23 protein-coding genes are annotated in these 24,841 nt (G+C 46.0%); 13 read left to right on the forward strand and 10 right to left on the reverse strand.

The genetic code is table 11. The features are described 5' to 3' along the window. Positions 1 to 430: 430 nt before the first annotated feature. A complete protein-coding gene (locus A3CS_RS0105510) occupies positions 431 to 880 on the reverse strand; it encodes a DNA-binding protein (RefSeq protein ID WP_019518307.1) in 450 nt (149 codons plus the stop codon). A 220-nt stretch (positions 881 to 1,100) separates the two neighbouring features. Here A3CS_RS0105510 and A3CS_RS1000000111495 point away from each other — a divergent pair, with 220 nt between their 5' ends. From A3CS_RS1000000111495 to A3CS_RS1000000111500, 4 genes are all read left to right on the forward strand, one after another. Beyond that, a complete protein-coding gene (locus A3CS_RS1000000111495) occupies positions 1,101 to 1,331 on the forward strand; it encodes a helix-turn-helix domain-containing protein (protein ID WP_233143743.1) in 231 nt (76 codons plus the stop codon). Positions 1,332 to 1,452: 121 nt separating this feature from the next. After that, positions 1,453 to 2,049 carry a hypothetical protein gene (locus A3CS_RS0105515; protein WP_211205774.1) on the forward strand — a complete coding sequence of 199 codons (597 nt, stop codon included), beginning with the start codon at positions 1,453 to 1,455 and terminating at the stop codon, positions 2,047 to 2,049. A gap of 32 nt (positions 2,050 to 2,081) precedes the next feature. After that, complete coding sequence (locus A3CS_RS0105520) at positions 2,082 to 2,564, forward strand: hypothetical protein (protein WP_019518309.1); 483 nt, start codon at positions 2,082 to 2,084, stop codon at positions 2,562 to 2,564. Positions 2,565 to 2,569: 5 nt separating this feature from the next. Next, positions 2,570 to 2,995 (forward strand): Gp49 family protein, encoded by a 426-nt coding sequence (locus tag A3CS_RS1000000111500; protein ID WP_019518310.1) that lies wholly within the window; start codon positions 2,570 to 2,572, stop codon positions 2,993 to 2,995. A gap of 240 nt (positions 2,996 to 3,235) precedes the next feature. On the opposite strand, the gene A3CS_RS01000000110945 is transcribed toward A3CS_RS1000000111500, so the two are convergent. Together A3CS_RS01000000110945 and A3CS_RS0105545 are read right to left on the reverse strand one after the other, a co-directional pair. Continuing rightward, positions 3,236 to 4,840 carry a CRISPR-associated endonuclease Cas3'' gene (locus A3CS_RS01000000110945; protein WP_019518312.1) on the reverse strand — a complete coding sequence of 535 codons (1,605 nt, stop codon included), beginning with the start codon at positions 4,838 to 4,840 and terminating at the stop codon, positions 3,236 to 3,238. After that, a complete protein-coding gene (locus tag A3CS_RS0105545) occupies positions 4,833 to 5,060 on the reverse strand; it encodes a hypothetical protein (protein WP_005567423.1) in 228 nt (75 codons plus the stop codon). Before A3CS_RS0105545 ends, A3CS_RS01000000110945 begins: the two co-directional genes overlap by 8 nt. A 201-nt stretch (positions 5,061 to 5,261) precedes the next feature. Between A3CS_RS0105545 and glnE the strand changes: the two genes are divergently transcribed. After that, positions 5,262 to 8,195, forward strand: a complete 2,934-nt coding sequence (glnE, locus tag A3CS_RS0105550) for a bifunctional [glutamate--ammonia ligase]-adenylyl-L-tyrosine phosphorylase/[glutamate--ammonia-ligase] adenylyltransferase (protein WP_019518313.1) — start codon at positions 5,262 to 5,264, stop codon at positions 8,193 to 8,195. Between the two features lie 35 nt (positions 8,196 to 8,230). Here the strand turns inward: glnE and A3CS_RS0105555 are convergent, their stop codons facing one another. The 3 genes from A3CS_RS0105555 to prfC all read right to left on the reverse strand — a co-directional run bounded on the left by A3CS_RS0105555 (position 8,231) and on the right by prfC (position 10,647). Then, positions 8,231 to 8,530, reverse strand: a complete 300-nt coding sequence (locus A3CS_RS0105555) for a helix-turn-helix domain-containing protein (RefSeq protein ID WP_005545913.1) — start codon at positions 8,528 to 8,530, stop codon at positions 8,231 to 8,233. Further along, a complete protein-coding gene (locus tag A3CS_RS0105560; RefSeq protein WP_005555126.1) occupies positions 8,527 to 8,877 on the reverse strand; it encodes a type II toxin-antitoxin system RelE/ParE family toxin in 351 nt (116 codons plus the stop codon). The genes A3CS_RS0105555 and A3CS_RS0105560 overlap by 4 nt, the downstream gene beginning before the upstream one ends. 186 nt (positions 8,878 to 9,063) lie before the next feature. Then, positions 9,064 to 10,647, reverse strand: coding sequence for a peptide chain release factor 3 (gene prfC / locus A3CS_RS0105570; RefSeq protein ID WP_005545909.1), 1,584 nt, complete (start codon positions 10,645 to 10,647; stop codon positions 9,064 to 9,066). A 356-nt stretch (positions 10,648 to 11,003) separates the two neighbouring features. Between prfC and A3CS_RS0105575 the strand changes: the two genes are divergently transcribed. The 4 genes from A3CS_RS0105575 to ggt all read left to right on the forward strand — a co-directional run bounded on the left by A3CS_RS0105575 (position 11,004) and on the right by ggt (position 15,704). Then, positions 11,004 to 11,831 carry an NAD-dependent epimerase/dehydratase family protein gene (locus A3CS_RS0105575; protein WP_005545905.1) on the forward strand — a complete coding sequence of 276 codons (828 nt, stop codon included), beginning with the start codon at positions 11,004 to 11,006 and terminating at the stop codon, positions 11,829 to 11,831. Between the two features lie 94 nt (positions 11,832 to 11,925). Then, a complete protein-coding gene (gene argG / locus A3CS_RS0105580; RefSeq protein ID WP_005545903.1) occupies positions 11,926 to 13,263 on the forward strand; it encodes an argininosuccinate synthase in 1,338 nt (445 codons plus the stop codon). Positions 13,264 to 13,456: 193 nt separating this feature from the next. Next, positions 13,457 to 13,702 (forward strand): YgjV family protein, encoded by a 246-nt coding sequence (locus tag A3CS_RS0105590; protein ID WP_005540815.1) that lies wholly within the window; start codon positions 13,457 to 13,459, stop codon positions 13,700 to 13,702. Positions 13,703 to 13,934: 232 nt separating this feature from the next. Then, positions 13,935 to 15,704, forward strand: coding sequence for a gamma-glutamyltransferase (gene ggt / locus A3CS_RS0105595; protein ID WP_005575133.1), 1,770 nt, complete (start codon positions 13,935 to 13,937; stop codon positions 15,702 to 15,704). A gap of 125 nt (positions 15,705 to 15,829) precedes the next feature. Here the strand turns inward: ggt and qseC are convergent, their stop codons facing one another. The 3 genes from qseC to A3CS_RS0105610 form a co-directional block, all read right to left on the reverse strand. Next, positions 15,830 to 17,224, reverse strand: coding sequence for a quorum sensing histidine kinase QseC (qseC, locus tag A3CS_RS0105600; RefSeq protein WP_019518315.1), 1,395 nt, complete (start codon positions 17,222 to 17,224; stop codon positions 15,830 to 15,832). Continuing rightward, the gene (locus A3CS_RS0105605; protein ID WP_019518316.1) at positions 17,193 to 17,864 is read right to left on the reverse strand and encodes a response regulator; all 672 of its coding nucleotides are present in this window, start codon (positions 17,862 to 17,864) and stop codon (positions 17,193 to 17,195) included. The genes qseC and A3CS_RS0105605 overlap by 32 nt, the downstream gene beginning before the upstream one ends. 137 nt (positions 17,865 to 18,001) lie before the next feature. Next, positions 18,002 to 18,418 carry a YgiW/YdeI family stress tolerance OB fold protein gene (locus A3CS_RS0105610; RefSeq protein WP_005545895.1) on the reverse strand — a complete coding sequence of 139 codons (417 nt, stop codon included), beginning with the start codon at positions 18,416 to 18,418 and terminating at the stop codon, positions 18,002 to 18,004. Between the two features lie 424 nt (positions 18,419 to 18,842). On the opposite strand from A3CS_RS0105610, the gene fdhE reads away from it, so the two are divergent. Next, the gene (gene fdhE / locus A3CS_RS0105620) at positions 18,843 to 19,703 is read left to right on the forward strand and encodes a formate dehydrogenase accessory protein FdhE (RefSeq protein WP_005545894.1); all 861 of its coding nucleotides are present in this window, start codon (positions 18,843 to 18,845) and stop codon (positions 19,701 to 19,703) included. Between the two features lie 73 nt (positions 19,704 to 19,776). Here fdhE and cpdB read toward each other — a convergent pair whose 3' ends face one another. Further along, positions 19,777 to 21,753, reverse strand: coding sequence for a 2',3'-cyclic-nucleotide 2'-phosphodiesterase (cpdB, locus tag A3CS_RS0105625; RefSeq protein ID WP_005575131.1), 1,977 nt, complete (start codon positions 21,751 to 21,753; stop codon positions 19,777 to 19,779). A 228-nt stretch (positions 21,754 to 21,981) separates the two neighbouring features. Between cpdB and A3CS_RS0105630 the strand changes: the two genes are divergently transcribed. From A3CS_RS0105630 to A3CS_RS0105640, 3 genes are read left to right on the forward strand one after another with little or no spacing between them, the layout of a single operon-like run. Beyond that, complete coding sequence (locus A3CS_RS0105630; protein WP_005545889.1) at positions 21,982 to 22,881, forward strand: siderophore ABC transporter substrate-binding protein; 900 nt, start codon at positions 21,982 to 21,984, stop codon at positions 22,879 to 22,881. A gap of 59 nt (positions 22,882 to 22,940) precedes the next feature. Next, positions 22,941 to 23,906: an ABC transporter permease gene (locus A3CS_RS0105635; protein ID WP_005545887.1), complete on the forward strand. Its 966-nt coding sequence runs from the start codon at positions 22,941 to 22,943 to the stop codon at positions 23,904 to 23,906. Further along, positions 23,896 to 24,837, forward strand: a complete 942-nt coding sequence (locus tag A3CS_RS0105640) for an iron chelate uptake ABC transporter family permease subunit (protein WP_005545884.1) — start codon at positions 23,896 to 23,898, stop codon at positions 24,835 to 24,837. Before A3CS_RS0105635 ends, A3CS_RS0105640 begins: the two co-directional genes overlap by 11 nt. The last annotated feature ends 4 nt before the right edge of the window (positions 24,838 to 24,841 follow it).

Genomic DNA, 24,841 nt, shown 5'->3' on the forward strand with positions numbered 1-24,841 from the left:
CGAACAAAATGAGAAAAAGGAATAAACTAGGGAGAATGTTGAATCAAGCGGGAATAAGTGGAACAAAACCAATGAAAACAAGGGCGCAAGAAAAACGGCGTCCTTTTTTATTGAAGAATAGATAAAAACCAAAAATGCGAAAGATTTTAAAAATCGCAAAAAAAAGCGAAACAAAATGCGAAAATAAAAAAGCGTTTAAAAAGCGTTTAAAAATCGTTTAAAGCGGTTTTTTGTTTTTATCTTGTAATTGTTTTATCAGCGCGTAAATCTGACATTTTTCGTAGCAATTGATGTTTATGTTGTCCGCTATACAGATGTCATTTCTTGTGTAGTTGTTGCCATATTGAATGTATATGCTGCCTTGTGGCGCGTCCTTAGTATTATCATTAAAGAATTTAAGAATTGACTGCTTGTCCATATAACCCCTTATCTATGCAACCAATTTAACCAAATTAATAATCTTCTCGTTAGCGCTTTCTTCGCTTAGTAATTCGTAAATCATCCATACCATTTGCGCCTTGGCTTCGGGCGCCATGGTTTTGCGTGTCATTGCTAGTATTTCTTCTAATGTGCTAATCGCCGTAAGAAAGCGCGCCTTGCTTACTTCTGTCAAGTCTTCATTATTTATACGTTGTTCTACATGATAAGGCGATACGGGCTCGCGTATGCTTTTTGGTTCAATGCCTAGTTGTCTCTGCACATCTTCGGGAAATGAAGAATAATGAAATTCTAACCCTCCACCTTTTACACCTATAACATCCCTTGCCTTCCAGTTTTCTTTTTTAGCTTTTCGCGTGATGTTAGTAGCTTGGGCGGGAATTCCTTTGAGTTTTAGTTCCTCCAGTTGCTTGGATGTGTACCATTCCTTAAATGATTTCATAAATACTCCTTTCTTAATCATTTGATGATTAAGAAAAATAAAAATTAATATTTAGCCAAATCAATAAGTTAAAGAAAAATCAATAAAAACTAGAAATTTTTTCAAATCATCACTTGATTAATAAAAGATTTAGTAATATTATTAATTCCGTAGTTAATCAGCTAGATGATTAAGTAAGTGATTAAGTACGCTTTAAACTAAAAATAAAGGATTACACAAAATGAAAGAAAAGAAAAGACCTAAAGATATGCATCGCGCAGATATTCGCGCGGAATTGATGAAAAAGGGTATTTCTTTGGCTCAATTAGGTGTGAAGCACGGATTAGCAAAAACAACGCTAAGAAATGCGCTTGATAAGCCATATCCAAGAGGAGAAAAAATTATATCCGCCAGGCAATGTACGTATAGATGGCAGTTACACCAATGCTATTCGCGATGGTTCATCTTTTAAGCTGACCTGGGCGCACCGTGACCGTGACGTGCAAGCCGAGAAGCTCATTGCGCACACCGAGGACAGCACCGTTCTGGGCGAGGGCGTCAGCTACAAACTAGATTTGTTGGACGGCGATAGCGTGGTCCGCTCAATTGACACCACGGACACCCAATTTGACTACCCGGACGCCAAAAAAGTCGAGGGTGAGCAATTTAGTCAGATAGCGCTTTATAGCGTTAAAAACGGCTTACACAGCCTGCACAAGTACCTGTTTAATGTGCAAGGGGCGTTATTATTGCTGCACAAGTTTGATTATCAAGCCACATGGAGTGCCGGCGATAACTATTTAAATCGCTACAATGACGGCTATTTCGGCGGCTTAGGCTATATTATGCTAAGCGATGGCGCAAGCCCGACTACCGATATTTACAATGATTATGCGATTGCAGCGGGACAGTATGCGCGCTTTGTGCTAGATTATAAGATACTGAGTTACGCGCAGCGCAAAGGCAAATGCCGGGTGATTGTGCAGCTTTTAAGCGGGGCCGATGTGGTGCAATCATACCAATCGGAGCTTCTGGGCGACTGGACAACTGACGATTGGCATCCTCAACAAGTGGCTGATAGTCTTGCGCAAAATGTCGATAAAATTCGTGTGCGTATTGAGGCACAGCCCGGCGTTAGCCGCAATGCGCTGGCATTCAGGGATATTACAATTCGGGTCGGGCATAATTAAACAAATGGACGCACTGATGGAGGCTTATAAAAATGGCTAATAAAGTTTATTTGGCATTTTACAAATATAGACGCAACTGGCGCAAAGAACCGATTAAAGCCCTTGCGGACGCGGTAACGCGCTTTCTTACAAAAGGCAAATATTCACACTGTGAGTTAGTAATTGAAGAGATTAAATTCACAAGCGGAGACCACTACGAGCACGAAACTATCTATCATTGTTTTTCTGCTTCAATAGAGGACGGAGGCGTCCGCCAAAAAGAAATTGATGTGATGAATGGTAAGTGGGACTTAATTGAACTGCATAATGTAGATCCGAATCACATTATAAATTATTTCGGTTGGACGAAAGGCATGAAGTACGACTGGTGGGGCGCGATTGGTGTAGTGTTTGGCATTAAGCACAAACGCAGTAAATATTTCTCTTCAGAATGGTGCTACAACACTTTACACAGCAGTCAAGACGGCTGGCGATTCAGCCCAAATGATTTGGCGGTTATTTTTAAACAAGGATAAATGCTATGAACAAATTAACAGTCGAATATTTAACAAGTCTGATTAGTAGCGTTGAGCATATTCACCAAGGCTTACTGACTATCTGCACAATTACGTTAAAAAACGGGTTCCAATTAGTCGGTACAAGCGCTTGTGTAAGCAAAGGAAACTACGACGTACAAATCGGCAGAACAATCGCTTATGAAAACGCATTTAATAAGTTGTGGGAGCTTGAAGGCTACTTATTAAAATGGCGTATCTATGAAAGCCAAAACAACAAAGTAACATTGCGCAACGGCAAGCAAGGCGAGGTTGTATATACAAGCCCATTCGGCAAGTTGTTAGTCGTTGAGAATAACGGTGATGAATTGCCTACAGTGCATTGGCACAACACCGACGGATCTTTTTATGCGGACACGGAAAGCGGTTTAGATGTAATTGACTTAACTTAAGGATAATCATGCAATGCTTGAACAAACAAACAAACAAATTCACTGCCGAACAGGCAGACAAAAACGGCGGGGTAATACCCGTCGTTTTTGTTTATGTACGTATGATGATTCTGCGTTAAATTTGAGGGCGATTAGTCGTTAGTCATGTGTAAAATTTACGTAGTGTTGTTTTATTAAATTATTCATACAATTTGCGAAAATATTGTTTCGCAAATTGCTCTATTCTCTTTCGCAAATTGCTCACTCCGCTACAACCAGTGCAATCACTTCGCTACGGTGCGTAGCACACATATTGGCAGAGAGATGAAGTTTGATGCCGTTTGAAGGCAGCGCGGCAAAAAGCCTACGGGCATGTTTGCGGGTATTGACCACCGCCAAAACACATGGACGCTCTGCAATTTCGTCGGCAATCTCTTGCCAGCTCTGTGTTTCATCATTTGGAGGCGGCATTTTGATGCGGACGCGGCGCAGACGTTCCGATAAGGCAATTTTGTCCGCCACAATCTCGCGCACATCCGGCAAACCTTCCAAAACGGTACGTCCGAATGCGTCAATATTTTTGCCAAGTTCAGGCTGAGTTGCCGTGCAAAGAACAAAGGTAACGCCGTAATCACACGCCAATATCCGCATCATATCGGTAATCGGTTTTTGAAAATCGCGCGGAAGCTGTTGGACTTCATCCAAAATAATCACGCTGTCTGCAATATTGTGAATCTTGCGGCAGCGGCTGGTTCTTGCCGCAAACAGGCTTTCAAACAACTGCACATTGGTAGTAACAATCAACGGCGCATCCCAGTTTTCCGCAGCAAGGCGCGTTTTGGCAGTTTCCTTGTCTTCCTTGACTTCCAAATTGCTGTGATGCTCCAGCACCGCATCATCGCCCAATGCTTTACGGAAAACATCGGCGTTTTGTTCAATAATGCTGGTAAAGGGAATGGCGTAGATAATCCGTTTTTTACCGAACTTCAAAGCGTGTTTTAAAGCAAACCCCAAGCTCGCCAAGGTTTTGCCACCACCTGTCGGCACAGTTAAAGAAAATAAAGTGCGGTCGGATTCTGCGGCAGAAAAACATTGCGCTAAAATGGCACTCCGCTCTTGATTTAACACTGAATGCTTATCCGATTTTTCTGCAAGATCAAGCATATGCTTCTCGTAACGGCTGTGCATATCTTCTAAATCGGGGAAATTCGGGCGAAAACCTGCCTGTTGCGCCGCATCCGCATCGACAAAACCGTTCATAAAGGCTTCGGTATCTAAAAAATCAGCATCCACCAAACAAGAAAAGAGAAAACGCATCCAAATATGCAGTTCTTCAAGATTTATCCCGCTTTCCCAAACGTTTAAAAGGTCTTCTTCAAGCGCATCACCAGATAAGGATAAAAAGTCTTCAACTAGCCCACTTTTTTCCAAACCGGCTAAAGACTCTGCCAATTCATCGTCCGCCTGTGCCAAACGGTATTTCAAACTACCTTTGTCATACCAATCCGCCAAACCGGCATGATGCCCTGCTATTAAATATGCCAATAAATGCCCTAAGAAAGGATCAAGATTTTGCGTTGCATATTTTGCGCCTGCGGTCGAATGGGGAATTTTATGGGGTTTGGAAGATTCAATATCCTCAAGATGCGCGTTTTCCCGTTCAAATCCTGTAACCCTACGGATATATTCCTGAAAAGCCTCTTGAAATTTTCCCAAATCATGCAAAAGCCCTGCATATTCGGCAAACAAAGCCCCGTAACGTCCGGCAAAGCGTCTGGCGAGTTTTGCTACTTTTTTCAAGTGGTTTTGCAGAGGGTGAAAATGCCATTTTGAATCTTGGCGGGCATGGGCGATGACTTCAGACATTTGCATCTCCGTAATAGAAAAGCAATCGGTTTGTTTTTCCAGTACTGCATTGGGAATATCTGCCGAAGTCGTGCAGGAGGCCGAGGAGTTCGGCGGCTAAACTTAAATTTAGTTTTGAGGCAAGCTGTCCGGCAATGGAAGAGGTTTCGAATAAATGATCAATAAGTAACTGCCGTAATCCATTGGACTGGCGCACGTGTGCAATCGCATTTCTACTCATCGCGGTTTCCTTTAGGTCAAAAAATCGGCCTAACTTTTTTAGCAATAGCATTTTTAATTATGGGAGGAGGATAGCAAAAAACATTCAGCGCCACCAAACAGATAAATTCAAATTTGCGACCTCCCTCACACTTTCCCCCCCACTCTGAAAATTCCCCATTTCATGCTAAAGTTAGCGCACATTTTTTCATAAGGGTTCATCATGTCTTTTGTTGCATCATTCAGCGATAAACTTAATTCACTTGCCGAGATGTTAATCCAATCTTTTCCTGAGCAATTCGATTCGGCGTTATTTGCACAAATCCGGCAGCAGAAAGACGATCCTGCAAGCCATATCGGGCAGATTGCCGTGGCAGTGGCGATGTCGGATTTTGTGGTGGAAGTGTGGCAAAAACAACCGCACTTTTTGGCGAAATGCTGGCAAAATCCACCGCACTTTGATGACTGCGATCATTATGCCGAACGGCTGGATGCGGTGTTGCAAAAGGTGCAAACGGAAGAAGAATTTTATCGGTCATTACGTCAGTTTCGCGCCCGTGAAATGGTGAAACTGAGTTTTTGCCAAAGCCTGAATCTTGCCACGGTGGAACAGATTTTTATTCGCTTGTCGCAACTGGCGGAAAGCCTGATTATCGGGGCACGCGATTGGCTTTATGTGCGCGCTTGTGAGGAAATGGGCACGCCGATGGATGCGCAGGGCAACGCACAGCAGCTCTACATTCTCGGTATGGGCAAGCTGGGCGGCTTTGAGCTGAATTTTTCCTCCGACATTGATTTGATTTTTACGTACCCGAGCCAAGGGGAAACCGTGGGCGCACGCCGTAACATAGACAATGCAAAATTCTTCACCCGCTTGGGACAACGCCTGATTAACGCCTTGGATCAATACACCGCAGACGGCTTTGTGTATCACACTGATATGCGTCTGCGCCCGTTTGGTGACAGCGGTGCGCTGGCGCTCAGTTTTAATGCCATGGAACAATATTATCAGGATCAGGGGCGCGATTGGGAACGTTACGCCATGATCAAAGGGCGGATTTTAGGCGCGCAGACAACGGATCCGAATGTCACCGTGTTGCAAAATTTACTGCGCCCGTTTGTGTATCGTCGCTACATTGATTTCAGTGTGATTCAAGCATTGCGCGACATGAAGCAGAAAATCGAGCGGGAAGTGCGTCGCCGCAACCTCACCGATAACATTAAACTGGGTGCCGGCGGGATTCGTGAAGTAGAATTTATCGTGCAGGTTTTTCAGCTGATCCGCGGTGGGCGTGAAGCCGCGCTGCAACAACCCGAACTGCTGAGTTTATTGCCTGAACTCACCAAGCTTCACTTAATTTCCGACGAACAGGAAACGCAGTTGCGCCATGCCTATTTATTTTTGCGACGTGCGGAAAACGTGCTGCAAGCCATCAAAGATCAGCAAACACAACAACTGCCCGATAATGAATCGGATCGCCAACGTTTAATCTTCGCCTGTGCGGAATTCACCCAATGGAATGCGCAGCGGAAAAGTGTCAATATCCGTTATCCGATTCACGATTGGAGCGGTTTTCTTGACGTGTTGCATGACCATCAACGTAAAGTGCGGTCGGTTTTCCAATCATTAATTGGTGACGAACAGGAAGAAAATACCTCAGAAAACGAATGGGAAGATTTTCTCGAAACGGATTTTGACGAACAGGAATTGCTCGGCATTTTGCAACAAAACGGCGTGCCGGAGACGGAACAGGATGTGGTGTTGGATCGCCTGTTACAATTTCGTAATGAACTGCCCCGTTATGCCATCGGCGTACGTGGGCGGGCGGTGCTCAATCGCTTAATGCCCAATGTGTTGCAACAGGTTTTGTATACGCCTCATTGTCCTATTTTGCTGCCGCGCATTCTAACCATCATCGAAAAAATCCTGACCCGCACCACCTATTTGGAATTGCTGGCGGAAAATCCGCAAGCCCTAACGCAACTTATTGAGCTTTGCGCCCAATCGAAGTTTATTGCAGAACAAGTGGCGCGCCACCCGATTTTGCTGGATGAACTGCTCGATCAAAAATCCTTGCGAAATCCACCGCACTTTACCGAGTATGCCTCCGAATTGCAGCAATATTTATTGCGTTTGCCGCAAGGCGACGAAGAACAATTTATCGACGGCTTGCGGCAATTTAAGCACGCCGCCCTGCTTCGTATTGCCGCCGCGGATATTCTCGGCGTACTGCCGGTGATGAAAGTCAGCGACCATCTCACCTATTTGGCGGAAGCAATTATCGGCGCGGTGGTCAATCTGGCATGGCAACAAATTGCCGTTCGCTTCGGCGTACCCGAACATTTGGCGGAAGGACAGAAAAATTTCCTGGTGGTGGGTTACGGCAAATTAGGCGGCATTGAATTGGGCTATAAATCCGATTTGGATTTGGTGTTTTTATACGATCCCGCTACTAATAGCCAAACCGTCGGCGGTAAAAAAGTCATCGACAGCAACCAGTTTTATTTGCGCTTGGCACAAAAAATCGTCAGCATTTTCAGCATGAACACCAGCGCGGGGATTTTATACGACGTCGATATGCGATTGCGTCCGTCGGGCGATGCGGGCTTACTGGGTTGTTCCTTCGCCGCCTTTGAAAACTACCAACTGAACGAAGCCTGGACGTGGGAAAAACAAGCCCTGGTGCGTAGCCGGGCGGTCTTCGGCGAACCAACACTACGAGAAGAATTTGACGCCATTCGTCACAAAGTGCTAGCCGCGCCACGGGATCCAGCAAAACTCAAACAGGACGTATGTGAAATGCGCAAAAAAATGTATCAGCATTTGACGCAACAGACGGAAAATCAATTCAACATCAAAACCGACTCGGGCGGCATTACGGACATTGAATTCATCGCGCAATATCTGGTGCTGGCGCATTCACCACAACAACCAGCACTCACCCGCTGGTCTGACAATGTGCGTATTTTCGACATCATGGTGAAATACGGCGTAATTTCCGAAACAGACGGCGAACGCCTGAAACAATGCTATGTAGATCTGCGAAACCGCACTCACCACCTGAATTTACTGGGCTTGCCTTCCGTGGTCAACGCCTCGGAATTTCACGCCGAACGAGCGTTTGTGCGGGAGATTTGGGCGCGGTTGTTTTATTAGATAAAGTGCGGTCATTTATTTTGTTAAATCACAATTTAAATTTGAAAAAACCGCTGATGTCCATCAGGCATTTCTACACTAAGGCGTAATTTGCCGCCCATTGCTTCGATGTAACGTTTGAGGGTTGCAAGCTTAATTTCATTGCCACGCTGTTCCAGTTGATTAATTGCAGGTTGAGTTACACCTAAAATCGTAGCTAATTGTTGTTGCGATATATTTAATTCTTCTCGCAACAGTTGCAAACCGGTTTCAAGAATTAAATCTTCCGCCATGGTTTGAATACGTTGGCGGCTTTCTACCGAACGTTCATCAATAACTTGTTGTAATGTTTTCATTTTGTTTGCTCCATGGTTGCCAAATAATGATTCAATTCTTGATCTGCAATTCTAATCATCGTACGGTAAAACCGCTTGTCATTGCCTTTATCTCCACCACATAAAACAATGGCTCTACGCTTTGGATCAAAAGCAAAAAAGAGTCGAATTGCTCTTCCCGAATGCTGAACGCGTAGTTCTTTCATGTTGCTATGAATTGACCCTGCTACGCTATCTACATAAGGACGGGCTAAATTCGGACCAAAATGTTCCAACCGTACCAAGTTTGCCAAAACACATTCCTGCGTTTTTATCGGCTGTTGATTTAACCAAGTTTCAAATCGTTCCGTTAAAATCACCGCCCACATAACCACCTCATTTTATAAGTTATAGCTTATACTTTCAATCCTAAATAAAACAAGTATGAAAACGAGATAAAAATCGTAAAGAAATGTGAACTCATTTTGCGATGGCGATCGCAAAAACTCCAAAAAAACAACCGCACTTTGATCAAGAAAACCAAAGTGCGGTCTTATTTTTTATGTTTTGCGGCATTAATGCTCGCGGGTTTTGAAGAAGGTGACGTCGGGGTAACGCTCCTGTGCAAGATTCAGATTCACCATGGTCGGGGCGATATAAGTGAGATTATCGCCACCATCTAATGCGAGGTTTTGCTCGTTTTTGCGTTTAAATTCTTCAAATTGTTTCGCATCACGACATTCAACCCAACGAGCGGTTGCCACATTGACATTTTCGTAAATCGCTTCCACGTTGTATTCGGATTTCAAACGGGACACCACCACATCAAACTGCAACACACCCACTGCACCAACGATTAAATCGTTGTTCAGCAACGGGCAGAAAACCTGCACCGCGCCTTCTTCGGAAAGTTGCACCAAGCCTTTTAACAATTGTTTTTGCTTGAGCGGATCTTTCAAACGAATACGACGGAACAATTCCGGTGCGAAATTCGGAATACCGGTGAATTTCAAATCTTCCCCCTGGGTGAAAGTGTCGCCGATTTGAATGGTGCCGTGGTTGTGCAAGCCGATAATGTCGCCGGCGTAGGCTTCTTCCGCATGAGCGCGATCGCCAGCCATAAAGGTTAAAGCATCGGAAATCACCACATCTTTGCCGATGCGCACGTGTTTGAGCTTCATGCCTTTTTCGTATTTACCGGACACCACGCGCAGGAACGCCACGCGGTCGCGGTGTTTCGGATCCATATTAGCTTGAATTTTAAACACGAAGCCGCTGAATTTTTCTTCGTCGGCGAAGACTTTACGCGAGTCTGCCTGACGAGCTTGCGGCGCTGGCGCCCATTCCGTTAAACCGTCGAGGAAATGATCCACACCGAAATTTCCTAACGCCGTACCGAAAAACACCGGCGTGAGTTCGCCGCTCAGGAATAAGTCTAAATCGAATTCATTGCTGGCGCCTTTCACTAATTCCAGTTCATCACGTAATTGCTGCGCCAAATCATCGCCCACGGCGTTATCTAATTCGGGATTATCCAATCCTTTGATAATACGCACTTCTTGAATGGTGTGACCTTGCCCCGTTTGGTAAAGATAGGTTTCGTCTTTATATAAGTGATACACGCCTTTGAACAATTTGCCACAGCCGATAGGCCAAGTAATAGGCGCACAATGGATTTTCAGCACGTTTTCCACTTCGTCCAGCAATTCCATCGGGTCACGAATATCGCGGTCGAGTTTATTCATAAAGGTAATAATCGGTGTATCACGCAAACGGGTCACTTCCATTAATTTAATGGTGCGCTCCTCCACCCCTTTTGCCGAGTCGATCACCATCAAACAGCTGTCCACAGCGGTTAAAGTGCGGTAAGTATCTTCAGAGAAATCCTCGTGTCCCGGGGTGTCCAGCAGGTTGACTAAACAGTCGTTATATGGGAATTGCATGACGGAGGTGGTGATGGAAATCCCGCGTTGTTTCTCCATTTCCATCCAGTCGGATTTGGCGTGTTGCGCCGAACCCTTGCCTTTCACCGAACCGGCTTTTTGAATGGCGTTGCCGTAAAGCAACACTTTTTCGGTAATGGTGGTTTTACCCGCATCGGGGTGAGAAATAATCGCAAACGTGCGGCGTTTGCTCACTTGTTCTTGAGGATGTGTCATCTGCTGTTTGTCTTATAAATAATGAAGAAAACCGTCCTGAGACGGCTGAGAATTTGGTCGCGCAACTATATGCTTTTTAGCCTGTCTTTTCAAGACTGGAAAATAATGCTAACAATCACCGCAAAAAATGCAAACGTTTACGTAAAAAGTGCGGTACAATACGCGCCACGATTTTTGCCCGGATAAAAGGTAATGAAATGACACAACTCAGTCTTAAAAAAATCTATTCCGACAAAGTGTCGCCAAAGTAATTGCAGAAATATCAAGAAGCGTTGGATTTATTAACGAAATAACTTTAAAGCAATCCCTTCTATGGATTAGAATAGCGGGGATTTTTTATCATGAATAGGAGTTATATGAGGTCGGTTGCGATTGTCGGCTTGGGTTGGTTAGGGTTGCCGTTGGCGCGCTATTTAAAGAATCTGGGTTGGGAAGTGAAAGGCACGAAACGCACCCACGACAGTGTGGAGCAAATGCGTTTGTTGCGATTAGAAACTTACCACTTGGAACTCACCCCCGATATTAATGCCGATCCCGACGATTTAAGCGCGTTGCTTTCTGTTGATACGTTGATTATCAATATTCCTCCGAGCCAATATTTTTTCGATCTCAAACATTATGTGGTCGGCGTGCAGAATCTGGTGAATGAAGCCTTATTGCACGGAGTTCATCATATTATTTTTATTAGTTCCACCTCCGTTTTCCCTGAGATTTCCGCGCATTTTGACGAATCCATCCAACCGCAGCCCGAAACGGATGTGGGGCGCGCCTTAGTGGAAATTGAAAATAACTTGGCGCAACTACAGAATATTGATTGCGATGTTATTCGTTTTGCCGGTCTTGTGGGGCAAGATCGCCATCCGATTTTTTCCCTCGCCGACAAACAGGATCTCAAGTGCGGTCGTTCGCCGGTGAATTTAGTGCACTTGGACGATTGTGCCCGTGCCATTCAACTTCTATTGGAAACACCCGGCGGCTATCGCCTGTATCATTTGTCAGCGCCCGTGCATCCGCCCCGTGAAGCTTATTACCGCTTGGCGGCGGAAAAACACCGTTTAAATCCACCGCACTTTATCAGCGCACCGGAAGATCCACAGCGCATTATTGTGGCGAACAAAATTTGTCGTGAACTGGATTTCGTTTATCAATACCCCGATCCGAATCTAATGTTTTCGGAAAAATAAAAGTGCGGTCGGTTTTTAAGTTATTTTTTAGTTGCACTTTTTATTAAAACCCGTTTAACCAAAAATAAACACAAAACAAATAAGGAAAGAAAATATGTCAAATACCATTTTGCAACACCTACCGAAAGGTGAAAAAGTCGGCATCGCCTTTTCCGGTGGCTTAGATACCAGCGCGGCATTGCTTTGGATGCGTCAAAAAGGCGCCATTCCTTGCGCTTACACCGCCAATTTAGGTCAACCGGACGAAGACGACTACAACGCAATCCCGCGTAAAGCGAAAGAATATGGCGCGGAAATGGCGCGTTTAATCGACTGCCGCACCCAATTGGCACAAGAAGGTATTGCTGCCATTCAATGCGGCGCCTTCCACGTTTCCACCGGCGGCGCCACCTATTTCAACACCACTCCGTTAGGTCGTGCGGTCACCGGCACCATGTTGGTATCCGCCATGAAAGAAGACGACGTACATATTTGGGGCGACGGCAGCACCTACAAGGGCAACGACATTGAACGTTTTTACCGCTACGGTTTATTAACCAACCCACAATTAAAAATCTATAAACCTTGGTTGGATCAACAATTTATCGACGAATTGGGTGGCCGTTTTGAAATGTCCAACTTCTTAATCGAAAACGGCTTCGACTACAAAATGTCCGTGGAAAAAGCCTACTCCACCGATTCCAATATGCTCGGCGCCACCCATGAAGCCAAAGACCTGGAATTCTTAAATTCCGGCATTCGTATCGTCAACCCGATCATGGGCGTGCCGTTCTGGCGTGAAGACGTACAAATCAAAGCGGAAGAAGTCACCGTGCGCTTTGAAGAAGGCGTGCCGGTGGCATTAAACGGCCAAACCTTTGATAACATCGTGGAATTATTCCTTGAAGCCAACCGCATCGGCGGTCGTCACGGTTTAGGTATGTCTGACCAAATCGAAAACCGTATCATTGAAGCCAAATCACGCGGCATTTACGAAGCCCCGGGCATGGCATTATTGCACATTGCCTACGAACGTTTGGTGACCGGTATCCACAACGAAGACACCATCGAACAATACCGCATCAACGGTATCCGTTTAGGGCGTTTGTTATACCAAGGTCGCTGGTTCGATCCGCAAGCGTTAATGTTACGCGAAACCTCCCAACGCTGGGTGGCGCGTGCGGTTACCGGTGAAGTGACGCTAGAATTACGTCGTGGTAACGACTACTCCTTACTCAATACCGAATCGCCGAACTTAACCTATCATCCTGAACGGTTAAGTATGGAAAAAGTGGAAAATGCGCCATTCGATCCGCTCGATCGTATCGGTCAATTAACCATGCGCAATCTGGATATTATTGATACCCGCGATAAATTGGGCATTTATTCCGGCACCGGTTTATTGGCGGTGAACAAAGAATCTGCGTTGCCGCAGTTGTATAAAAAGGCGTAAGTCGTTTTTTCGCCAAGGTAACAACAAAATTGCCTTAAATTATTGAACATAATTCAGCCTCATTGGGGCTGTTTTATCTTTCGGAACTTGAGGAAAATTAACCAAGCACCCCCCTCCTCTGCATATATTTTGCAATCGCCTGCCATTTGCAATATCATAGCGCCCTTTCTTATTACTTGATTTGGAGTAACTTATGCTTGAAATTGATTCCGTTGAAATTCTGGGCTATGTGGCAACCTTAATTGTCGCCGCCTCCTTTTTGTTTAAGTCTATCGTGCCGCTTCGCATTGTAAACGGTATCGGCGCGGCGTTATTCGTCGTTTATGCCCTGATTACCCAAACCTACCCTGTGGCGTTATTGAACGCGTTTTTAGTCGTCGTACATATTTACCAGCTATGGCGTTTGAAAACCACCGGCAAAATCACCCGTATCGAATAAATCTCTTCTCAAAAGTGCGGTCGGTTTTTTATGTGTTTTTATATCACGGACGACCGCATGCTTTTCTCTAACTTATCACTAATAAAATTTATTTATCTCAAACATTAGAAAAAGTATCAAAATATGTGATCTAGGTCACAAATTTACCCTTCATTTTGTGATCTCTTGTTGTTTTAATCAGCAAAATTAGGTTAATCTCAAAGCGGTTATTTCACACACAACAGGAGAAAATATGAAGAAATTCACAACAAAATGCTTACTCAGCAGCCTTGCGCTTTCTATTGCGCTTGCCGTAGGCAGCCCGGCTATAGCGAACCCGCAAGCCCCTGCCATGACCGCAACGGAACTGGCTGCAGCCCGTTACGACAGCGCTAACGACATATTTCATCCTGTTTATGCCAAACATGGCATGGTCGCCAGTGAACAAGGGTTAGCCAGTGAAGTGGGCGCCGCCATTTTACGCCAAGGCGGCAATGCCGTGGACGCCGCAGTCGCCGTGGGATTTGCGCTCGCCGTGGTATTGCCGAACGCCGGTAACATCGGTGGTGGCGGTTTTATGGTGCTACATGATGCCAAGAGTGGCGAAAACTACTCCGTGGATTTCCGCGAAACTGCGCCCCTGAAAGCCCATCGTGATATGTATTTGGACAAAGACGGCAATGTGATTGACGGACGCTCCCTTTACACCCACTTTGCCGTCGGCGTGCCGGGCACCGTTGCGGGCATGGAATACGCGCTGAAAAAATGGGGCACTCTGTCTCTCGCTAAAGTCGTTGAACCCGCCATTCAATTGGCGGAAAAAGGCTTTACCGTCGGTCCGATGCTCGCCAAAACGCTGAAAGAAGAAAAGGACAATTTGGGCAAATGGGCATCATCCAAAGCTATTTTCTTTAAAGATGGAGAACCGTTAAAAGAAGGGGATTTGTTGGTGCAAAAAGATCTGGCGAATTCTTTAAAACTCATCGCCAAACAAGGTGCCAAAGCTTTTTATGAAGGCGACATTGCGAAAAAAATCGTCGCTGAAATGGAAAAGCACCAGGGTTTGATCACCATGGAGGATCTGAAAGGCTATAAAGCCATTGAACGCAAACCTGTTGAAGGCGAATATCGCGGTTTCAAAGTGGTCACCATGCCGCCACCAAGCTCCGGCGGGATTCATTTGGTACAAATTCTGAATATTCTGGAACGCTACCCTCTCGCCGATTATGGTGTAAACAGCGCAAAATCCATTCATTATCTAGCGGAAGCCATGAAACTTGCCTATGCCGACCGCTCCGAATATTTGGGTGATCCGGATTTCGTAAAAATTCCGATGAAAGGTTTAACCTCTAAAAAATATGCTGACCAATTGGCACAAGGCATTAGCGAAGCGACAGTAAAACCGGCGGCGGAAATCAAACCGGGACAACCGCAGCCTTATGAGAGCGATCAAACCACCCACTTCTCCGTAATGGATAAAAACGGCAACGCGGTGGCGGTGACTTATACGCTAAACTTCAATTTCGGCAGCGGCATTGTGGCAGCAGGCACCGGCATTTTATTAAACGACGAAATGGATGACTTCTCCGCCAAACCAGGCGTACCGAACGGCTTCGGCTTAATCGGCGGCGAAGCCAACGCCATCGCCCCACAAAAACGTCCGCTTTCTTCCATGACACCAACTTTAGTCATGAAAGACAACAAACCTTGGTTAGTCACCGGCAGCCCGGGCGGCGCACGCATTATCACCACCGTGCTGCAAAGTATCGTCAACACTGTGGATCATAAAATGAACCCGGCGGAAGCCATCGTCACCCCACGCGTCCACCATCAGTGGTTGCCTGACGAATTGCGTGTAGAAGAAGGTTTAAGCCCCGACACCTTGGCGATCCTAAAAGCCCAAGGCTACACCATCAAAGAAAAAGCCCCGATGGGACGTGTGCAAATTATCCAAGCCCGCGAAGACGGCTTCTACGGCTACTCCGACCCACGCAATCCGGAAGGGAAAACGGTCGGGTATTGATCATTAAAATGCGGTAAAAATAAACCGCACTTTGATTTCGCCGATCAAAGTGCGGTTATTTTTTCAAGTGTTTTTGAACGCCCGGAAAAAAGATCGCACGTCATGCGACCTTTCTATCAAACGGATTACAACTGAATCTCTGCCAACAAACCCATTCGGTTGCCATTCAGATCCGTGGTATTTTTTAACCGCACTTTGTAGTGATGCAATTCGGCGATACGGTGAACGATGGATAAGCCCAAGCCGCTGCCTTTTTCGTTCTGTCCCGCCGGGCGATAAAAGCGTTGTCCGAGTTTGGCGAGATCGGCGTCGTCTACGCCACCGCCGTTGTCTTCCACCGCAATCTTGGATTTTTCTAACCGCACTTTAATGCGGCTACCTTGCGGGCAATAACGAATGGCGTTGTCGATAAGGTTGCGCAACATTAAAGAAAGCAACAACGGCTGCCCCAGCTTCACTGCCGGCACGGCAATTTCTTCAAACTCAAGAGTAATATCACGTTTTTCCGCATGAAAATACAGGTCGCCGATAAGGGACGGAACAATTTGCTCCCAATGAATTTCCTGTAAATTATCCAATTCCTGCAAACTGTCCAAACGGGAAAGGGTTAATAATTGTTCAATTAATTGCGTCGCACGGTCGATACCTTGGGTTAAATTATCCAACGCCTGTTCGCGCATATTGGCGTCATCACCGGCAATTTGCGCCACTTCCGTTTGAATACGCAACGCCGCAAGCGGGCTGCGTAATTCGTGGGCGGCGTCGGAGGTAAAACGCCGTTCACGCAATAACATGGAAGAAGTGCGGTCAAAAAACTGATTCAAACTTTGAATGAGCGGCAGGATTTCCGTCGGGATATTTTCCGTTTTCAACAAAGACGCATCATCAGGCGTACGTTTTGCCACTTGTTCACCGATTTGTTTCAGGCTTTTTAACTCTTTGCGAATCACCAATCCGAGAGCGAGCAGTAAAAACGGCAAGCCGGCAAACCAAATCCACATTTGCCCAAACACCATTTCATTTACTAAGTCATCGCGATATTCCTGTTCCTGCCCTACGGCGATCATGAGCGGTCCGTCTCCCACCGGAAGCCAGAAAATACGCCATTCGTCATCATCTTCCCGCAGACGGGATTTACTGAAGCCACGCGCCGGCGCAAAAATAAAGTTTTCCCCATTTTCGCCGTCGCTCAATAAAATATCCCCGTCCGGCGCAAAAATCGCAAAAGCTAAGGCGTCATCTTCATAATCCGGTCTTTTAAAACCGTGGCGTTTATGCGACGGTTTGCCACGTTGATGACCGATTAAAATGGTGCGTAAATCGGAAGACGCCAGACGTTGGGCAAATAAAATTTGTTGTGCGTCAAACACTTGGTTCACTTCTTTACGCACCTGAAACCAAGCCACCGCCGTGAAAATCAGCCACACGCACACCGACACCAGCGACAAGGTGACAATCAAACGAAAACGCAGGCTGTAATTATTCCACTTACTCAGTTTCATCATTTTTTCCCAGTGCATAGCCCACGCCGTGAACGGTGCGAATAAATTGTTTGCCGAGCTTTTGGCGCAGGTTGTAAATATGCACTTCCAGCGCGTTACTGCTCACTTCGTTATCCCAGTTATAAAGTTTGTCTTCAATAAAATCGCGGGTCAGCACGCGTTCTTTATTCAACATAAAGAGTTCAAGCAGTTTATATTCACGGGTGGTCAGGGCAATTTCCTGATCGCACAGAAAAACCTTTCGTTGATTCGGATCGAATTTCACCCGGCTATGTTGAATAATCGGGTTGGCGTGTCCGTAGCGACGACGAATCAGTGCCTGCAAACGTGCCACCACTTCCGCCAGGGCAAACGGCTTACACAAATAATCGTCCGCACCGCGTTGCAAGCCGGTAATGCGCTCATCCAGAGTATCCCGCGCGGTAAGAATCAGCACCGGCACATCCTGCCCGTTTTTACGCCATGCCTGCAACACATCCAGCCCGTCCATTTTCGGCAAGGTTAAATCCAGCACCACTGCATCATAAGGCGCCGACTCCGCCGCTTCCAATCCGGTTTTGCCGTCGGTAAACCAATCCACGGCGAAACCGGATTTGGTCAACCCAATTTGAATGCCGTTACCGATTAAAGGATCATCTTCGATTAATAAAATCCGCATAAAAAACCTACCGCACTTTTTAAGTCAATCTCTTTACGCCTCCCGTTTATGGGGAAGGAACGTCTTGCTTTTAAGAATAAAAATACAAAAACAAACAAAAAGCGGCATAGCGCCACTTTCTGTTTTTTCGGTTTGGATTATTTTACAATTTTTTCTACGCGTTCAATATCCACTTCGGTCTTATTCCAGGATTTATCCACTTCGCCGTAAAGTTTCACTTCATCGCTTGGGGAAACATCCTGTCCGCGCCAGGCTTTGCGTTCGATTTCCACTTGGATTTCGCCGCTGGCATCTTTAAAGATAAAGTCATCTTTGCCCACTTGTTTCACGATGTTACCTTGTAAAATGATGTATTGATCATCTTGCCAGGAACCGGCTTCAGAAGCTTTGCTCACCGTTTGATCGGTATTCACAAAACCGCCACGTTTGAAATCACCTTTTTTGTGGTGTTCCATTTTCGGCGCATTCGGGTCTTGAAAACCGCCTTGTGCAAACACGCCGGTAGCAGCGATGGTTGATAATACTAAAATTGTTGCTAAACTGCGTTTCTTCATGTGAAATCTCCTCAATTAAATTCATCTTATAAGTAACAAAGCCTTGCTTTGTTGCGAGCTATTAAACGAAACAAAAGTTAAGAAAGTATTAAGTCCAACACTTTTTTATAAAAAAGGAAAAATTATGCGTTATGACCAAATGTCTGCCTTCATTGTGATGGATATTGTACGGGAAGCGGCGAAATGTACCGACGGCAGCTATAAATTCGCCAAACTACGACCTACACCCGCAATATCGAGCATTTGTAGGAAGGCGTAAATCGCATTAAGCAATGGCTGGCGAACAAATAAAATACCCGTTAGGGTCATTGAACGGCAAATTTATGCGCCTATAATAAGCACGAATTTTCACTTTCTATTAACAACACAACTATGAGCATCCGAATTCTTCCCGAAAATGAAATTAAACAGGCGGCAGCCTCTTATGTCACCCCGCCGCTGCTTTTCTCCAATCCGAAAAATTTATATCAGCGCCGCGCGTCTAAGAGAATTGGCGCAAGATCACCCGCTCGCCAATTATTTGCTGTTCGCCGCCGCTATCGCAGATGCGCAGCTGGAACTCTTGGAAACCATGCCGATTCCGCAGGATCCGCGTTTACAGGCACTCTCTGCCGAACAATTGGGAAATAAGCCTTTAGACGTTAAAAGCCGGCAACGGGATCCCATTTGGCGCGAATTATTGACCGCACTTTTGGCGAAATTAAAACCTTCCGCCAACGATCAAATGCTCGCCACCATCGAATGGCTGGAAAAAGCGGCAGACAGCGAATTGGAAAATCTTGCCGATAAGGTTTTAGCACAGGAATTTGCGGTGATTTCCAGCGACAAAGCGGTGTTCGTGTGGGCGGCGCTTTCTTTATATTGGTTGCAATTAGTCCAACAGATTCCCTACAACGCCAAACAGGAAAGCACCGAAAACCTGCACATCTGCCCTGTTTGCAGCTCTGCGCCGACCGCCAGCATGATTCATTTCGGCGCGAAGCAAGGCTTGCGTTACCTGCACTGCTCCTTGTGCGAAAGCGAATGGAACATGGTGCGCAACCAATGCACCAACTGCGGACAAAGCAGCGACTTGGATTATTGGTCTTTTGACGAATACCTGGCGGCGATCCGAAGTGAGAGCTGTGGGAACTGCCATAGCTATTTGAAAGCTCTATATCAAGAGAAAGATCCGAAAATGGAAGTCATCGCCGACGATTTGGCGTCCATCTTTCTGGATATGGAAATGGAGAAAAAAGGCTTTATGAAAAGCGGCTTGAACCCGTTTGTGTTCCCGCCGGAATAATAAAAAACATTCATAAAAATGACCGCACTTTCGCGACAAAAAAGGCATCCAACGGATGCCTTTTGCTTTTGGATTATTTGCCCGATAAATCAATTTGATATACGGCAAATCCTACTTCATCGGTGCCCACCTGTTTCATCGGATACTGCGCGTTTTCCTTGATGAATTGCGTTGCCTGCGCACTTGGTGAAGTTTCAACGCGTACATCTAATTTCGCGTTGCCTTTGATCGGCACAAAACGCCAGTTTTTATCGGCACTTGGGTTTACGCTGCCTTCTTTCTCGCTGGTGGCTTTGATGTAATCCGCCAACACCTGACGATTTTCATCCGGCGACGCATAAACAATGTGTTTATCGCCGGTGCCGGGGAATTTTTCGCCATAAGCACGATAATTGTTGGTGGCGATTAAAAATTCCGCTTTCGGATCCACCGCTTTGCCTTGATAGGTCAAATTCACCACGCGGTGGGCGTTCGGATTGATAAGCTTACATTCGCCGTCATAACGCGGCGGTTGGGTTAAATCATATTCGTAATTGACGCCATCGATGACATCGAAATTATAGGTGCGAAAGCCTTCCCAATCCAATAAAGGTTGCGGTTTGTCACTGCCCGGATCAATTTGTTTAAACATTCCCGCACTGCATTCCAACCATTCTTTCAATTGCTCGCCATTGACTTTCACGACAACCAAGGTGTTCGGATACAAATACAAATCCGCCGCATTACGGAAAGTTAATTCGCCTTTGTTCACTTCAGTGTACCCCGTCGGATCGTTTTTCCGACCGCCCGCTTTAAACGGCGCGCCCGCACTTAAAATCGGTAAGCCCGCCATTGCCGGCACGCTTGGCGCCACGTTTTCCACATAGGCTTTTTGCGCTTGGTTAACGATTTGAATGGTCGGGTCATCCTGCACCAGCGCCAAATAGCTGTACATATTATCGGTGGCTTTACCGATTGGCTGCGCCACGAATTTACGGGTGGCGTCATGCGTTTCTTTCAAAAGTGCGGTCATTTCTGCGTCATTTTCCGCTAACGGCTTTTTGTTTTCCACATCATAAATCGGGCGCAATACGGCTTTCCCGTCGGTCACAATCCATTTGCCATTATGTTCGCTCAATACCAAATCTACTACGCTGATATTGTTCGCCCAGTAGCCCGCCATGCTTTCCGGCACACCTTTCACCGTGCCCTTGGCAATGTCCGCATTCGGCGATTTGGCAAATTCTTTATTCGGGAACAAACGGTGGGAATGGCCAAAAATCACCGCATCAATATGCGGCACATCGGCGAGATAGAAAGCGGAATTTTCCGCCCCTTCGTGATACGGCTCATCGGATGGCCCGGTATGCGCCAAGGCAACGATAATATCCGCACCTTTTTGCTTCATTTCCGGCACATATTTTTGTGCGGTTTTGACAATATCGCGGGTTTCCACTCTGTCGGTTAAATTGGCTTTATCCCACACCATAATTTGCTGCGGCACAAAACCGATGTAACCGATTTTTAACGGATGGGATTTGCCGTTGTTGTCCACCACCGTTTTTTCCTGAATCACATAGGGCGTGTAATAAGGATCATCGGTTCCCGCTTTCACCACATTGGCGTTCACAATGGGGAAATTCGCCTGTTTGATGGCGTCAGCTAAATAATCCAAACCATAATTAAATTCATGATTGCCCAAGGTGCCTACCTCATAATGCAAGGCGTTCAAACAGGCGATTGCCGGGTTCGGCTCACCTTCTTTATAGCCTACTGCCGCCTGATAATCGGCAATCGGGTTGCCCTGAATCAAATCGCCGTTATCCACCAGCACGCTGTTTTTCACTTCCGCACGGGCTTGGCGGATCAAACTTGCCGCGCGGGTAAAGCCGAATTTCTCCGTCGGCGCGTCTTTGTAATAATCAAAATCCGTCAAAAAGCTGTGAATATCGGTGGTGCCGATAATGCGCAAATCCACCTGATTCCCGTTTTTGGCAAACGCCATCGGATGGCAACTCAGCGCCAAAACACTGCTCGCACCAATTTGAATAAAACGTCTTCGATTCATCATAATAAGATCCTTAGTTTTAGGGAAAGACGGCGTTATTGTAAGGCAAATGGGCGGGGCTTTGAAAGGAAAAGTGCGGCCATAAAATTCATCGGATTTTTTGACCGCACTTTAATTCTTTATAACGACAGAAAACAAATCAATTTCCCGCAAAATTAACATTTACCTTCCGCCAAATTCCGCTAGAATACATGAGAATAATTTTCAATCACAGAAATGAGGAGATTTAAGATGTTGAAAAAGACATTATTGGCATTAAGCTGTCTCGCGTTGGCGACATCCGCTTTGGCAAAAGAAGTCACGATTCCCACTGCGCGCGGTGAAGTGACGTTGGATGCGCCACCGGCAAAAATTGCGGTGTTTGATACCGGCAGTTTGGACACCCTGCAAGCCTTGGGCATAAAAGTGGATGGCGCGGCAGATGTGAGCAAGGTTCTCCCTTATTTAAAACCGACCTTGGAACAAGCCAAAAATGTCGGGACGATTTTTGAACCGAATCTGGAAGCCTTAAATGAATTAAAACCGGATTTAATTATTGTCGGTACCCGTACGGCGAAAAAATTTGATGATGTGAGTGCCATTGCCAAAACCGTGGATTTGACGGATAACGGCGACAAATTGATTAAAAGCGGTATTCAACGCATTGATAGCTTCGGCAAATTATTTAATAAACAAGCGGAAGCGGATAAATTAAAAGCGGAGCTCGAAACCTTGTTTAAACAAACCAAAGACGCAGTAAAAGGCAAGGGTAACGGTTTAATTATTTTAGTCAACGGCGGCAAGATTTCCGCCTTCGGTAAAGGCTATCGTTTAAGTTTTATTCACGAGGATCTCGGCGTGCCGATGGCAGATCCAAGCATAAACGTCAGCGGTCATGGTCAACCGATCAGTTTTGAATTTATTGAGAAAACCAATCCGGATTGGTTGTTTGTGTTAGATCGCATTTCCGCTATCGGGCAGGAAGGGAAAGGCGCCAAAGAAGTATTGGATAACGAATTAATTCGTCACACCAAAGCCTGGAAAAACGGCAATATCGTGTATTTAAGCAGCGCCTCTTACCTTGCGCCGGGTGGTGCGGAACAATTAAAAATGGATTTGAATAACATCAAAGCCGCCTTTGAGAAAAAATAATCCGCCGAATCTTTTAACGGTTTTCTCCTGCGGGAGAGAACCTTTTTTATGTTAATACCATGCCGAACATTTTCACCCTGAACCGAATTAATTTTGTCCTTCTCCTTTTACTCACCGTGGGCAGCATTACCGTCGGTGTTGCGGATTTTCATTGGGCACAATTTTTTACCCAACCGGAGCAAATGCAGGTATTGCTTATCAGCCGCTTGCCGAGAACCGCCGCCGTGATTTTAGTAGGCGCCACACTTGGCGTGGCGGGCATGGTGTTGCAAATCGTACTGAAAAACCGCTTTATTGAACCCAGCATGATCGGTGCCAGTCAAAGTGCGGCAGTGGGTGTGCTATTGGTGAGTCTGCTCTTTCCAAGTACGGCGCTCCTTCTCAAAATGTCGATAGCCACGCTGAGCGCACTCATCGGCATGGGAATCTTTATGTTATTGCTCCAACGTCTGCCTCCGCATCAAAGCCTGATGGTGCCGTTGGTGGGGATTGTATTCGGTAACATCATTGAAGCGATCACCACCTTTATTGCTTACGAAACGGACAGCATACAACTGCTTTCTATCTGGTTTGCCGGGGATTTCTCCGCTGTTCTGGCGGGGCGTTACGAACTTCTGTGGCTTACCGCCATTCTTGCTGTCGTGGTTTATATTATGGCGGATCAACTAAGCATCACCGGCTTGGGGCGCAATATCAGCACCGCGTTAGGCATTAATTATCGTCAAATGACGTGGTTTGCCTTAATCGTGGTGGCGATGATTACGGCGGTTGTGGTGGTAACCGTCGGGCAAATTCCTTTTATCGGGCTGGTTGTACCGAACATTATTTCCCGCCTTTCCGGCGATCGCCTGCGACAAAATTTGCCTTCCGTGGTGTTGCTCGGCGCAAATTTGGTGTTAATGTGCGACATTGCGGGACGGGTTATCAATGCGCCTTATGAAGTGCCGATTTCAACGGTGTTCGGCATTGTCGGCACCTTGATTTTCCTCTATTTATTATTTAAGGGGAACGCCCATGGGAAATAATCGCAGAATGCCCTTCCTTTGCCTGTTGCTCACGTTCGCCTGTGTATTTTTCATGAGTTACAACGCCAACGGCAACTGGGATTTCGTGTTACCGTTCCGTGGAAAAAAACTTTTATTATTGCTTATCATGGCTTACACCATCGGGATTTCCACGCTATTGTTCCAAACCCTGACCAACAACCCAATTCTCACCCCGAGCATTTTGGGCTTCGATTCCTTATATTTATTGGTGCAAAGCATTTTAGTTTTCTCCTTTGGCGGCATCGGCTTCACGCAATTAAATATCGCCGGCAAATTTGCCTTTGAAACCCTGTTAATACTGTTCGGGGCTTTATTATTATTTCGCACCTTAACCAAAAATAACAGCGATTTGGCGCGCATGATTTTGGTAGGGATTATTTTCGGCGTACTGTTCCGCAGTCTGAATAATTTACTGCAACGCATGATCGACCCGAACGAATTTGCCGTGGCGCAAGGCTCTTCCTTCGCCAGTTTTAATACGGTGAATCCAATCTTACTTTGGATCGGCACGGCGATCACACTTATCAGCGCCGTCTGGATTTGGCAGCAACGGTTTAAATTAGACGTGTTATTACTCGGACGTGATCGCGCCATCGGGCTCGGTTTGGAATACCACCAATTTAGCCGAAAACTTTTGATTTGCTGCGCATTTTTGGTCTCCGTTTCCACCGCACTTGTCGGCCCGATTCTGTTTTTAGGCTTATTGGTATGCGCTATCGTCAACGCCATCAGCCCAACCATGCACCACAGTCAACGTATCCCTATGACATTTATGGTATCCGCTATCACCCTTGTAAGCGGGCAAGCCTTATTTGAGCAAGTGATGAAAATGCAGGGCGTGCTCAGTGTGGTCATTGAATTCGTCGGCGGTTTGGTGTTCATCTATTTAATGTTAAGACGGGCAAAATAAAGGA

Origin of the sequence: Aggregatibacter actinomycetemcomitans DSM 8324, assembly GCF_000372365.1 — a bacterium.
Lineage (GTDB): Bacteria > Pseudomonadota > Gammaproteobacteria > Enterobacterales > Pasteurellaceae > Aggregatibacter > Aggregatibacter actinomycetemcomitans.

Coding starts and splice junctions, on each gene's coding strand:
- A3CS_RS0105510 (WP_019518307.1), bottom strand. CDS start 880: ATGAAATCATTTAAGGAATGGTACACATCCAAGCAACTGGAGGAACTA.
- ggt (WP_005575133.1), top strand. CDS start 13,935: ATGAAGAAATTCACAACAAAATGCTTACTCAGCAGCCTTGCGCTTTCT.
- fdhE (WP_005545894.1), top strand. CDS start 18,843: ATGTCACCCCGCCGCTGCTTTTCTCCAATCCGAAAAATTTATATCAGC.
- A3CS_RS0105635 (WP_005545887.1), top strand. CDS start 22,941: ATGCCGAACATTTTCACCCTGAACCGAATTAATTTTGTCCTTCTCCTT.
- A3CS_RS1000000111495 (WP_233143743.1), top strand. CDS start 1,101: ATGAAAGAAAAGAAAAGACCTAAAGATATGCATCGCGCAGATATTCGC.
- A3CS_RS0105610 (WP_005545895.1), bottom strand. CDS start 18,418: ATGAAGAAACGCAGTTTAGCAACAATTTTAGTATTATCAACCATCGCT.
- A3CS_RS01000000110945 (WP_019518312.1), bottom strand. CDS start 4,840: ATGTCTGAAGTCATCGCCCATGCCCGCCAAGATTCAAAATGGCATTTT.
- A3CS_RS0105555 (WP_005545913.1), bottom strand. CDS start 8,530: ATGAAAACATTACAACAAGTTATTGATGAACGTTCGGTAGAAAGCCGC.
- A3CS_RS0105545 (WP_005567423.1), bottom strand. CDS start 5,060: ATGAGTAGAAATGCGATTGCACACGTGCGCCAGTCCAATGGATTACGG.
- A3CS_RS0105630 (WP_005545889.1), top strand. CDS start 21,982: ATGTTGAAAAAGACATTATTGGCATTAAGCTGTCTCGCGTTGGCGACA.
- A3CS_RS0105590 (WP_005540815.1), top strand. CDS start 13,457: ATGCTTGAAATTGATTCCGTTGAAATTCTGGGCTATGTGGCAACCTTA.
- argG (WP_005545903.1), top strand. CDS start 11,926: ATGTCAAATACCATTTTGCAACACCTACCGAAAGGTGAAAAAGTCGGC.
- qseC (WP_019518315.1), bottom strand. CDS start 17,224: ATGCACTGGGAAAAAATGATGAAACTGAGTAAGTGGAATAATTACAGC.
- A3CS_RS0105640 (WP_005545884.1), top strand. CDS start 23,896: ATGGGAAATAATCGCAGAATGCCCTTCCTTTGCCTGTTGCTCACGTTC.
- A3CS_RS0105560 (WP_005555126.1), bottom strand. CDS start 8,877: ATGTGGGCGGTGATTTTAACGGAACGATTTGAAACTTGGTTAAATCAA.
- A3CS_RS0105575 (WP_005545905.1), top strand. CDS start 11,004: ATGAGGTCGGTTGCGATTGTCGGCTTGGGTTGGTTAGGGTTGCCGTTG.
- A3CS_RS0105605 (WP_019518316.1), bottom strand. CDS start 17,864: ATGCGGATTTTATTAATCGAAGATGATCCTTTAATCGGTAACGGCATT.
- A3CS_RS1000000111500 (WP_019518310.1), top strand. CDS start 2,570: ATGAACAAATTAACAGTCGAATATTTAACAAGTCTGATTAGTAGCGTT.
- prfC (WP_005545909.1), bottom strand. CDS start 10,647: ATGACACATCCTCAAGAACAAGTGAGCAAACGCCGCACGTTTGCGATT.
- cpdB (WP_005575131.1), bottom strand. CDS start 21,753: ATGATGAATCGAAGACGTTTTATTCAAATTGGTGCGAGCAGTGTTTTG.
- A3CS_RS0105520 (WP_019518309.1), top strand. CDS start 2,082: ATGGCTAATAAAGTTTATTTGGCATTTTACAAATATAGACGCAACTGG.
- glnE (WP_019518313.1), top strand. CDS start 5,262: ATGTCTTTTGTTGCATCATTCAGCGATAAACTTAATTCACTTGCCGAG.